Origin of the sequence: Streptomyces cavernae, assembly GCF_004023625.1 — a bacterium.
GTDB lineage: Bacteria > Actinomycetota > Actinomycetes > Streptomycetales > Streptomycetaceae > Streptomyces > Streptomyces cavernae.
The window spans coordinates 22,924-34,571 of the sequence record NZ_RPDJ01000061.1; the positions used below are offsets into that span (position 1 = coordinate 22,924).

At 69.2% G+C, this 11,648-nt stretch carries 8 protein-coding genes; 4 read left to right on the forward strand and 4 right to left on the reverse strand.

Annotated elements, in window-relative coordinates:
* The first annotated feature begins 19 nt into the window (after positions 1-19).
* The 4 genes from EF387_RS42950 to EF387_RS42965 all read left to right on the forward strand — a co-directional run bounded on the left by EF387_RS42950 (position 20) and on the right by EF387_RS42965 (position 7,262).
* A complete protein-coding gene (locus tag EF387_RS42950) occupies positions 20-3,001 on the forward strand; it encodes an AAA family ATPase (protein ID WP_238432034.1) in 2,982 nt (993 codons plus the stop codon).
* A 245-nt stretch (positions 3,002-3,246) separates the two neighbouring features.
* The gene (locus EF387_RS42955) at positions 3,247-3,624 is read left to right on the forward strand and encodes a beta/gamma crystallin domain-containing protein (protein WP_162467331.1); all 378 of its coding nucleotides are present in this window, start codon (positions 3,247-3,249) and stop codon (positions 3,622-3,624) included.
* Between the two features lie 529 nt (positions 3,625-4,153).
* The gene (locus EF387_RS42960) at positions 4,154-6,004 is read left to right on the forward strand and encodes a glycoside hydrolase family 76 protein (protein ID WP_128382032.1); all 1,851 of its coding nucleotides are present in this window, start codon (positions 4,154-4,156) and stop codon (positions 6,002-6,004) included.
* Positions 6,005-6,428: 424 nt separating this feature from the next.
* Entirely contained in the window at positions 6,429-7,262 is an 834-nt protein-coding gene (locus tag EF387_RS42965) for an LLM class flavin-dependent oxidoreductase (RefSeq protein WP_128382033.1), read from the forward strand.
* Between the two features lie 68 nt (positions 7,263-7,330).
* On the opposite strand, the gene EF387_RS42970 is transcribed toward EF387_RS42965, so the two are convergent.
* The 4 genes from EF387_RS42970 to EF387_RS47240 all read right to left on the reverse strand — a co-directional run.
* A complete protein-coding gene (locus EF387_RS42970) occupies positions 7,331-8,797 on the reverse strand; it encodes a site-specific integrase (RefSeq protein ID WP_128382034.1) in 1,467 nt (488 codons plus the stop codon).
* A complete protein-coding gene (locus EF387_RS42975; protein ID WP_128382035.1) occupies positions 8,794-9,120 on the reverse strand; it encodes a helix-turn-helix domain-containing protein in 327 nt (108 codons plus the stop codon). The genes EF387_RS42970 and EF387_RS42975 overlap by 4 nt, the downstream gene beginning before the upstream one ends.
* Entirely contained in the window at positions 9,120-10,250 is a 1,131-nt protein-coding gene (locus tag EF387_RS42980; protein ID WP_238432035.1) for a tyrosine-type recombinase/integrase, read from the reverse strand. Before EF387_RS42980 ends, EF387_RS42975 begins: the two co-directional genes overlap by 1 nt.
* A gap of 731 nt (positions 10,251-10,981) precedes the next feature.
* The coding region (locus EF387_RS47240) for a ketopantoate reductase family protein (protein ID WP_128382036.1) at positions 10,982-11,648 on the reverse strand (667 nt) is incomplete at its 5' end.

Consider the following 11,648-nt stretch of genomic DNA (forward strand, 5'->3'; position numbering starts at 1 on the left):
AAAAGGGATGTACTGCATAGTGGCTGCGTGGTCGGACACCAACGAACTGATCGGCTGGGGTACGGCAGCGCGCCTGGACCGCACCGACAACAGTCTGCTCGGCCGCGAGCGTGAGTTGGAACAGGTCCACGACGTCCTGAGCGACCCTGACGGCCCGCGCCTGGTGCTCGTGCGGGGCGAACACGGCGTGGGCCGCAGTAAGTTCCTGAAGGAGGTCGGCGAGCGGCTGCGTGCACAAGGGACTGCCCTGCATGCGCTGGACTGTGTTCCAGGCAACGGTGAACGGCCTCTGCTGCTCGCACTGCGGCTGGTCATGGCACTCGAACAGCACCGGTCCGCCTCGCCACGGCAGCGGCCGGCCGGAAATGTGGTTACTCGGGCGCTGTCCGCCGTCGACCAGCGCGACCGGACAGCGATGGAGACTTTACTTCGCGCTTCCCTCACCCAGGCCGCGCCGTCGGCCGTCATGGTCGACGACGCTCAGCATGCCGATCCCGACTCCCTGGCCATGCTGTGCCGGATCGACTCCTCGCGGCTTGCGCCCGGTGTCCGGCTCGTGGTGTCGGCAGTGGGGCGCGTCGCACCAGGCCCAGGCGGCAGAAGAGAGAGCGCCCCTGATGCCGTCGGCGAGGGCACCTCACGCCATGGGCGGAAGACCGAGGAGGCCCGGGCACCAGGCCGCGACGGTCGGGCCGGGCTCCTGGCCCAGCTGGCCGGTATCAAGGGGGCCCGCACGGTGGCCCTGTCGCCGCTGGGACCGGACGACATCACCGCGCTGGCGGCGCGCTGGTTGCGAGCGACACCCGACGCCGTCCTCGCCCGGCACATAGAGGAGTTGACCTGTGGCATCCCGGGGGCGGTCGACGCCCTGCTCACCGGCTGGACTCGGCGGGGCGAGATCCGGGTCGCCGACGGCCACGCCTTCCTTGGCCCGAGGACGCCGGTGCCGGTGCTGCCCGACGACGACCGGTTCGTCACGGCAGTGGACGCGCTGGGCGAGCCGTATCGCGCGGTGGCCGCGGCGCTGAGCATCCTGTGGCCGCTCGGCCGGACGGCCCTTCAGCTGACCGCGGCGTGGACCGGCTTGTCCCCCGATGCTGTCAACGACGGTGTCCGCGACCTGGTCGAGGCAGGCATCGTCGACGAGTTGCCCGGATCGGACGGAGCCACGACAGAGGGCTGGACGTTCCGTCTTCCGCTGACAGCGCACACCGTCCGGGAGCGGCTGAGACCGATGGAACGCAGCCGGCTGTCCGCCACGGCGGTAGAGGTGCTCTGGGCCGAGGCGGACTCCGGGCCCCCCGGACAGGTGAAAGCTTCGGCGTGGGCCCTGCCCGACGAGCACGCGGCATGGACCTATCGGGCGGACCGGATCGCGGACTCAGGCAGCCTGGTCGACCCGGACCGCGCGCTGGCCGAACTGACGGCCGCCGCCCAGCAGATGCGGCCCGGCACCGATGACCAGGCGGTGCTTCGGTGGCTTGGGGCCGCCGTCAACCTGACCGAGCAGCACAGCACCCGGGTCCAGATGCTGCAGCGGTACGCCACGGCTGCCTACCTGGCGTCCGACTACCCCACCGGGCGCAGGGTCACGGAGGCGCTGCTGCGCAACCCTGGGGAATCGCTCACCTTGCTGGCGCTGCAGGACGTCGCCTGCCAGCTGGTGGCGTTGACAGCCAATCAGCAGGACTGGCGGGCACTGTCCCGCCTGGCGACGAAGCGCTGGTGGGACGAACTGCCGGTGCCCACCCCTGCCAAGGTCACCGGCCAGGCGTTGGCTCTGTGCCGACTCGCCAGGTGGCAGGAAGCAGCGGACCTGCTCTCCCGCACGCAAGCCGTGTGGAACACCACTCCTTCCGCCCGCGCGGCACCCAGGTGCTTCAAGGCCGTGGCGGAGAACGCGCTGGGCCGGCCGGAGGCCTTCCGGCACGAACTGCCCATGCCGGAGGCGCCGGAGCTGCCCCCCGGCAAGGTCTACGGGCTCGCTGTCGCCATGTTCGACGAGCTGGCCGTCGGCTATGACCTGAACGCTGCCACCACACTCCTGAACTCCCGCGGGTGGACCCTGAAGTTGCTGCCCCCGCTCAGCCAGTTCCTCCACCACCACCTCACCGGTCAGTGGGACCAGGCGCTGGAGTCGGCCCGCCACCTGCTGGCCACCAACGAAGTCCAGACTCCCGGCTCGGACAGCTGTCTGCTTCCCACGCGAACTGCCGCGATCCTCCTCGCCCGTGGCCGCATCACCAGCGCCCTGAACATGGTGGACAGCAGCTGCAGCCCCGAGGAGAGCCCACCGAGGTGGTCCATGCACGCCTCCGAGGCCGAGGCTCTCCGGACCCTCGGCGACATGGATGCAGCCGAGAAAACACTGCGCCGCGGGCTCGCCGCTGCACGGGAGCACGGCCAGATCTACGGCACAGACGAGTTGTGTGCCCTGCTGGCCGAGGTGACGGCCGAAGCCGGACGCACCGCCGAGGCGGCGGAACACATGCAGCACCTGGAGCAGCTCGCCTCCCGGACGGGCAGCGACCGGACACGGCTGCGGTACCTGCTGGCCTCGGCCCGAATCCTGCGGCACGACGCCCCCCACACTGCCCGCGAGTACCTGCGCGAGGCCGTGGACCTTGCCCGCACCCGCGGCCTGCCCTTCGAAACGGCGACCACCCTCCTGGCCGCCGCCACAACGGGCGCGGTCCCGGCCACACTGCTGCACGAAGCGTACGACGTGTTCGGCTCCACCGGTGCCACCCTGTGGCGCTTCCACACACGGACCGCACTGCGCGAGGCCGGACTCACCATCCCCGGCCGCAAGCAGGCCACCGCCGAGAACGACCACCTGCTCGCCACCCTCATCGCCGAACAACTCACCAACCGCCAGATCGCCACCATCCTGCGACTCAACGAGGACGCGGTGGCCCAGCGCCTGTCCCGACTGTTCACCCGCACCGGAAAACGCTCCCGCACCGAACTCGCCACCGCCGTACTCACCGGCTCCCTCTGACACGGCCGAATCCCTCGACCCACGAGCGCCCGGCCGCCCACCCCGGCAGCCGTCCGACGGACCCGACGAGGACGCGACGGTTCGCGTCAGGTTTCCCTGTACTTAGCCGCCGAACGGCCAAGGACACCGAAACGTCTGCTCACGCCTGGCACCATCGAGACCCGCGACCAGGCTTCGGCGTAGTCGTCTGACTCCCGGTTTGTCGTGGCGCAAACGGCAAAGATCATGAAAACGGAATGAGGATCATGAAGGCGGCACTCCGTAAGCTGCTTACGGTCGGCACAATCACACTGGCAGCGTTCTCGCTCGCTACCCCTCCGGCGAGCGCCATCAACAGGGTCGATTGCGCGGGCAGAAATGACTTCGCACTATTCAGTACGGGCGGCTTTGGCCAAACGCCGACGTATGTTTGCTTTGCGAACGGCGGAGATGTGGATGTGGCTCTCTACGGCATAACCCACGTCAGGTCAGGAGACAACAAGATCAGCTATCTGTATCAGAAGACCCAAGGCGGCGAGCTGGCCTGGAGAACGCTCGGAAAGTGGCAGGTTTGGGAGGTTTTTTCGGAGGGCGGTGTCAATGCGGTGCCCACCCATAAGGTGCTGCATATCATCATCCACTAGTAGTCTCGATCCTCCCTGTGAGAGGGTCCGCCCCGATCGGCGGGCCCTCTTTGCATATTCAGAGCGTTTAGCTGTTCTTTTGGTCTGGCCCCGTCCGGCAATGTTTTCGAGCCGCCTGACCGTTTTACCCACGTCGTAGCGGGTGGCGGAGTGCCGGTTCTTCGAGCCGGGCGGTCGGCCAGTACCGGGGCGGTTGGGTTTCCGCGCACGGGGCGGGCAGGGCAGGTGCAGGCCCGCGCCCACCGGATCATCCGGATCTGTGAGCGCGATGGCTTCCGGTCCTCGCCGACCGTGCCCATATGGAAGCCGGCCCATGAGTGACGACGGCCCTCAGACGTCCGCCGGGGCCGTGGCCTCATCCCCACCCAACAGACTGTCAACCGTGCGCCGTCCTCACCCTGGAGCAGCAACGCTGAAAGAGCTAACTGAGCGGTGGCTTCTATCTCGGTTCCCACGGTGTGGTCCATCGGTGTCCTTACACCCCACCTCCACCACTTGCGCACGGCTGTTACGGAAAGGCGTTCGCGTCATGTCTTGGCGGATACCCCGCGTCCTTGGCGGATTGCTGGCCCTGGCTCTCGCCCTGACCGGTCTGGTGGCCGCCCCCACCACTTCCCACGCCGCCACCCAGGTGTGTGCGCTGGCGTGTGACGCCCTCGATCCGTCGAAGGCGAAGCAGGACACCTTCCCGGTGCCGAACCGCGACATTAACGGCCGGATCCTCAAGCTGCACGTCTCCGATGCGGACGGCATGGCCTGGGCGAGTATCGACAACGGCACGGCCGGTGACGGGGTCTGGCTGGACCGGTCCTGGGACCGGGGCGCGACCTGGGAGCCGCAGTTGGGCAAGGCGAGCATCCCCGCCACGTGGACCGGTACCCGCACGCTGATGTACAACATCACCGACCCGGTCGGGCACCGGCGTGGCTGGATCCGTGCCTGCGGCGACGCCGCCGGGGTGACCTGTACCGACTGGGTGTATCCGAAGGTGTGCGACGGCACGTCTTGCGACGGCGCCAGTCCGGCGACCGCGGCGGGCGACGACACCCCGGTGCCGTCGACCACGCTCTTCGGACGCACCATCAGCCTGCATGTCGATCAGAAGAACGGTATGGCCTGGGGTGTCATCGCGGGCGGCGGTTCGGGGGACGAGATCTGGCTGGACCGTTCCTGGGACGGTGGCGCGAGCTGGCCGGAGGGCTCCTCCCTGGGCCGTACGAGCGTGCCGGCCGGCGCGGCCTCGGCCCGGACGGCGATGTTCGCCACCCGGGACCCACGCGGTCTGCTGTATGGCGGGGCGGTGCGGGCGTGTGGCCGGGAGGCGTCGCATCAGGAGGGCAGCTGCACCGCCTGGGTCAGGCCCGCGCCGACCCGGGCACGGGCGGCGGCGGATGCGCTGATGGCGTCGTACCAGACGAACGAGGGCTGGTGGCGCAGCAGTTGGTGGAACTCGGCGGTCGCGATCACCTCGGTGGTCGATTTCGCCGAGCAGACGGGGCGGCGGGACTACGACTGGGCGATCGCCCGGACCTTCGAGCAGAACAAGGGCGTCTTCGCGGCGGGCGTGCGCGGTTCGGATCCGGTCGAGGGGCACTTCATCAGCCGTGCCATCGATGACGCCGGCTGGTGGGCGGTGGCCTGGCTGGCGGCGTACGACCACACGGGCGAGCGGCGCTATCTGGACGAGGCCGTCACCATCACCACCTACATGCAGCAGTACTGGGACACAAGCTCCTGCGGCGGCGGTGTGTGGTGGGACCGGGAACGCACCTACAAGAACGCCGTCACCAATGGGCTGTACCTGTGGCTGACCACCTCCCTCCACCAGCGGATCGCCGGCGACAGCGTGTGGGGCGCCCGCGCCACCACGGCCGCGAACTGGTATCTCGGCAGCGGGATGATCAATTCCTCCGGTCTGGTCAACGACGGCCTGACCTCCGGCTGCGGCAACAACGGCCAGACGGTGTGGAGTTACAACCAGGGCCTGGCCATCGGCGCGTTCACCCAGCTGTGGCGCTCCACCGGCGAAAGCCGCTACCTGGACACCGCCAAAAGGCTGGCCGACGCCGCGCTGTCCTCGTCCTCGCTGACCCGTGACGGCATCCTGACCGAGTCCTGCGACACCGGCACCGGCTCCTGCGACGACAACCAGAAACAGTTCAAGGGCATCTTCATACGGCACCTCGCCGACCTCGCCGACGCCACCGGATCCGCTACCTACAAGGCGTACGTCAAGAAGCAGGCCGACTCGATCTGGGCCACCGACCGCGACCCGATCAACCGGCTCGGCCAGCGCTGGGCCGGCACCACCCCGAACCAGAAGGACTGGCGCACCCAGGCCAGCGCACTCGAAGCCCTCACAGCCGCCGACGGCCTGTGAACCTGTGACCCATCAGCCCCGCCCGGCGGGCCCGCGCACCACCGCGCGGGCCCGTCGGCCTCCGCTCCAGTGCCGTTCATCGCCAACCGGCCCTCTCAGCATGGTCGCTGCAACACTCGCTCATGGCGCAGATGTTCTATCGGATTGGCGCAGTGGTTGAAGTTTGCGCTGTGCCGATCTTCCTAGGGGAATCGAACTGGCGACCTCGCGTAATCGACCGTCGCATATTCCCCGGCGAGTGTGGACCTTTGGTCACTGTGGGTGATTGCCGATCGAGTCCGGCCAAGGTTCTACCCGCACCTCTCGCTGTTCCGTGGTGACCGGTGACCCAATTCACACGCCGCGAAATGGACCGACAGACTGAACGGTGGATCGCCACCTGATCCGCCCTCGTCCCAGCAGTCGGCCCTGGAGAAGGTCCCCCATGAACGAGAACATGCGCTTCGGCGTCTACCTCCCGCCGTTCGGTCCGTTCGGCGATCCCAACGTCCTTGTCGAACTGGCGGTACGAGCGGAGGCCGCCGGGTGGGATGGTGTGTTCCTGTGGGATCACGTGGTCACCGACGCGATGCCGATCGCCGATCCCTGGACCACGTTGGCGGCGATCGCGCACGCCACCGAGAGTCTGCTGCTCGGTCCGACGGTCACGCCGCTGGCCCGGCGCCGGCCCTGGATGGTCGCCCGGCATGCGTCCACCGTCAGCAGGCTCTCCCATGGACGGCTCGTCGTCGGCACCGGGGTGGGTGTCGACGAGTCCGGTGATTTCAGCAGCTTCGGGGAGCGCACAGACCTGGCGACCCGCTCGGCGATGCTCACCGAGGGGCTTGCGGTGATGCGGGCGATGTGGGCCGGTATGGCCATCCAGCACAGCGGCCCGCACTATCAGGTGAATCTGGCGGCCACGGAACCTGAGCCGCACCGCATCCCGGTCTGGATGGCCAGCTCCACCAACAAACCGCGGGTGATCGGCCGGGCCGCGGGCTGCGACGGGATCTTTCCCAACCCGGACGACCACGAGCTGACCGCCGAAGAAGTCGCCGACATCCGTCAGGAGTTGCTCCGCGCCGGCCTGCCTGAGGACCGGGCGTTCGACATCGCCGTGCGCGGCAACGCGAGTCCCGCGTGGCAGGAAGACAAGAACGTGGACCTCAGGGGACTCGCCGAGGCCGGCATGACCTGGTGGCTGGAGTCGCTGATTCACTTCGACCCGCTGGAGCTGTCGATGGCGGTCGTCGACGCCGGTCCGCCTCGCGTGTAAGCGGAGCTGGCGACCTTGCGCTCGCGCAATCGGGAGTCGTGTACTCCCCAGCCGCCGAGGGGCTGCGGTCACCGTGAGTGGTTTCCGGGGGCGTAGTGCCGCCAGGTTCCTCCGGCCTCGGCGGCGAGTTGGGCAGTGGTGTCGTCGTGGTAGCCGAGCATGCGGGCGACCACGGGAGCGGGGGCCTGGAGCACGAGGTGGCGGATCGCCGCCGTGCGTCCTCGCTGGGTGGGGAAGCCCAGGTGGCGGAGGCGGAGTTCCAGAGTGGCCGGGGTCATGGGCTGTCCGGCTCGGCGGCCGGGGAAGAGCCAGCGGGTGTCCGAATTGGTCGCGGTCATGGTGTTCGGTCGCTGCCCCTGGAGGTAGTCCAGCAGCATCCCGGCGAAGGGGGCCGGGACGGGCGACGGCGGGTCGCCGAGCCGGACGAGGACCTCGCCGTTCCCGTGCTGGACGTCGTCGGTGCCGAGCCGGGCGATCCGGGTGAGCGGCTGCGCGTAGAGAAGGACGAGCACTGCGGCGACGCGGTCCTGGAGCGGCACGTCCTCGCGGTTCACGAGCTGTCGCAGCAGCGCGAGCCGCTGGTGCTGGGCGAGCGGGGCCGGATTGCTTGTGGAGCGGTGCGGGACAGTGACCTTCGGCATGTGTTTGGACCGCATCGCCCACCGCAGGAAGGCGTGGGTGAGGCGCCGGGCTGTGTAGCCGCCCGCGTACCAGGTATCGACATCGGCCTGGGTGCAGTCGGCGAGGGTTCGTCCGCGCTCGGCAAGGTGAATGAGGAAAGCGGTCGCCAGGTGAATCTCGTTGCGGGCCTGCTGCATTTGCTTGCCGGTGAGCGGACCGCGGCCGACCAGGATGTTCAGGCGGCGCTGGACGTGCCAGGTGGCGAAGAGCTCCAACAGTCTTTGGTGCTCGGCGTCGCTGACGGCGGGCAGCTTCTCTCCGAGCCATCGCTGGAACAGCAACAGCTGCCGGTCGGCCGGGGGCAGGACGCCAGCCTGGACGAGCAGGTCGCGCAGGTAGGTGACCGATCGCCAGGGGGTGAGCTGGCTCAAGCCCGCGTGAGTGAGCGGGACTTCGCCGCGGGCCAGAGCCCGCAGGTTCCGCTGGACGTGGAGCTTACTCGTCCAGGTCAGGGCGCCTTTCGGGCGGCGCATCTGCCGTAGGGCATCGAAAAGCGGGAGGAGTTCGGTCCGGATGCTGCCGGTGCCGTCGTCGAGGAGCTCGCGAAGGCGCTCAGCCAGGACGCACTGACCGCAGACTCCGCGTCGGTAGCGCCTGGCCTCTCGTCCGCACCGTTCGCAGATGAAGTTGCCGAGGCCCCCGGCGCAGTCGGTGCAGAGCTTGCCGCCGTCTGGCGCAAGGCCGGGAGTCAGCCGCTCAGTGCCGCAGTCGACGCAGGCCCCGTAGGTCTCCAGGGCGTGGTCGTAGCAACGCGCGCAGAGATAGCCCTCGGGCCAGTGGGCCGCCCCGAGACGGACGCCTCGCCGACATCGTGTGCAGAACAAGTCCTCGGCTCGGACGCGGGTGCGGCTCATCCTTCCGGCCGGATGCGGGCGCGCTTGGGACGGACCGCCGACAGGTCCACGACCGCATCGCCGGTGGCGACTTTGCGGGCGGCGGCGTTCTCGGCCTTGGTGGCGATCAGGTCGGCCGGGGTGCACTCGAAGAGGTCGCAGAGCGCGGCCAACACCGGCAGCGACAACCGCTCCGGAGTGCCGGTGACCAGGCGGTGGACCTGGGAGAGCGAGAGGTTGATGCCGCGCTCGGCGAGCGGCGGGGCGAGCTCACTGGTGGTGAACATCCCGGCTGCGGCCATCCGTTCGCGCAGCCGCCACTGGTAGCTGACCTGCCGTTTCATCAGGCCCTCCTCGCGGGCTTGAGCGCCGCCTCGACGGTGGCGTCCAGCGCCCGCCGCAGGGTGCGGGTGCGGAAGTCGGAGGACACGCAGGTGTAGATGGAAGTGGTGCTCGCATGGTCGTGGCCGGCTTGCTGCTGGACAAATAGGGCGTCCCAGCCGTCTTCGATGAGATGTGTGACGTACGACCTTCGCAGCGAGTGGAAGTCCAGGACCGGGTCCAGGCTGAGGTCGTCGCGGTAGGCGGCGAAGCGGGAGTCCAGCCGTTGCAGGCCGACGCGTCGGCCGCGTTCGGATGGCCATAGGGCGGGCCCGTCCGCGTGCCGCATCGCGGGCCTCACCTCGCTCGTCCACTGGTCGAGGATCTCGGCCGACCACTCCCACACCGTCAGCACGCTGCGGCGCTTCGGGGGCGAGCCTTTTTTCGCCTTGCCGTGGCGCACGTAGCAGACCCCGAACTCGCCGAACTCCGGCCCCTCGGGGTTGCGGCCGAAGTCGGCGACGTCCAGCATCCTCGTCTCGTTGCGCCGCAGCCCGAAGGCGTACGCGGTCTTGAAGAGCATCGCGTCGCGGAAGGCGGGCAGCCAGCCCTTGCGGCCGCGTCCGCGGACCCGGCTCACCTCGTCGTCGGCGTGGTCGAAGAACGCCTGCAACTCGTCCCGGGTGAAGGCCCGTTTCGGCGTCTCGGCCTCGCACTCCTGCATGTGCACGGCGGTGTTCCACTCGTGACACACCTGGATCGGATGGGTGCCGAAGCGCCGCTCGCACTCGGCCGCCCAGCCGTAGGCCGGGTCAGTGGCGTAGTCGCAGAACAGCCGTACCGCCTCCTGGTAGCCGCGCAGCGTCGAGCGGACGCAGCCGCGGACCGCCCGCAGGTCGCCGAACCACTCGTCCGCCAGCGTCGAGGACCAGGTCCACGGGAAGGCGTCCGCGTGGGAGGCGAACGCCCGCACCTTTCGCTCCCGGCCGTTGATGGTCGATAGTGCGAGGTTCCGGGCCAGCTGCTGGTTGCGCCAGCCGTCCAGCATCGCCTCGAAGACCTGTTCTTCCGGCCGCAGCAGCGGCACCCCGTCGGCCAGGTGTAGCCGCGCGGCCCCCGGTGATGTCCCGTCCTTGCCCGCCAAAACCGTCACGCTCCGTAGATCGCATCCGGCGCGAGAATCTCGCATCAGATGCGAAGGGGGGCGGAACAGCAGGTCAGCCATCCGATCGAGTGAAGCGCAAGGACACAAGCCCGGTCTGTCGGCTACCGTCTCGACAGACACACGGCGGGCCCTTCACCCGCTGATCAGCGGCTTTCCGATGCCCGCTCGGCCAGCGCGACGCAGGATGCGTCCAGTTCGCATCAGATGCGATTCGCGCCGGTTCCGAGGTAAGCCCAAAAGGGGCCACGTGAGGATCTTGAAGGCGCATCAGGGGTGCGTAGCCCGTCCGTAGGGTCTCGGCGCTAGCGCTGACCTGGGAGGACTTCGCGAACAGATTGACGTTGCGTGACGTCAGTGCGTCGTACCCGTCGGTACGGCTCGTTGGCCCGATGTCTTGACGTCACCGTACTGGCGATGACGACGGCGGTATGCGCGGTCTCGGCAGCGCGCGGAACAGTACCTTGCGTCCCGGCGGCGGGACCCGGCTGCGTAGGTCATGCGTCCGCACACGGGGCACGTCAGCCGCCTCAGCAGGCGCTTGTCGTCGGTGGCCACGGCCTTCAGGAACAGTCGGCCGAGCGCACCGAGCCGCTCGGTGACCTGCCGGTCCCTGTACGCCTGGGCACGGCAGGCCGGACCGCAGTACAGGCGCCGCCGTGTCGCCCCCTTGGGGAGCACGGCGCCGCACACGTAGCTGAGGAGCCACTGCCGCCGATGGCCTACCGGACCTTCGCATGGGCACGCGTCTGTTCTGCCAGCCGCCCTAGTTCGGCCGCCGTCGCAGGGGAGACGTCGCTGAGCCCGCTGTGTACGGCCGTTGGGCTGCGCAGGAAGCGCCGCAGCAGGGCCACGAGCAGCCCTTCCGGCAGGGTCTGCAGTGCGACGAACGCGCGGGGGACCGGCGGGGTCGGCAGGGCGGCCAGGTTCTGCCGCATGAGGTGGAGCATGCCGCCGACCGCGTCGGGATCGTCGGCCAGCGCTACCGGGCCGCCCGCCGCGTGCACCGCCTGCCCGAGGGGTACCTCGAACGCGGCGTGTGTCTTGAGCCAGGCATCCATCCGCGGCTCGGCCTTGGCTTTGATCCCGGCGGTGCGGAACTCCCGGACGATCCGTTCCAGGCGCGGGGTGGTCCGGCCGTCGGGTTCGCCGATCGGCATCGGGACCCGGCTGGTCATGAAGTTGGTCGCGCGGTAGCGGACTACGTCGCCGTCCATCGTGCCGCCCAGTGCCGGGAAGCCGAGCAGTACTCGCTCGTGGCCGATCGCCGCGCCCAGCGGCTCCGCGCCGGCCGCCCAGTTGTGCAGGAACAGCACGTCGCCTTCGAGGCCGGCGAGTGACTCCAGCACCGCGTCGACTTGATGGGTGCGGACAAGGACGGCGGTCAGG

Excerpts from the sequence above, each read along its gene's own strand:
- EF387_RS42955 (WP_162467331.1), top strand. The coding sequence starts at position 3,247 with ATGAAGGCGGCACTCCGTAAGCTGCTTACGGTCGGCACAATCACACTG.
- EF387_RS42960 (WP_128382032.1), top strand. The coding sequence starts at position 4,154 with ATGTCTTGGCGGATACCCCGCGTCCTTGGCGGATTGCTGGCCCTGGCT.
- EF387_RS42965 (WP_128382033.1), top strand. The coding sequence starts at position 6,429 with ATGAACGAGAACATGCGCTTCGGCGTCTACCTCCCGCCGTTCGGTCCG.
- EF387_RS42970 (WP_128382034.1), bottom strand. The coding sequence starts at position 8,797 with ATGAGCCGCACCCGCGTCCGAGCCGAGGACTTGTTCTGCACACGATGT.
- EF387_RS42975 (WP_128382035.1), bottom strand. The coding sequence starts at position 9,120 with ATGAAACGGCAGGTCAGCTACCAGTGGCGGCTGCGCGAACGGATGGCC.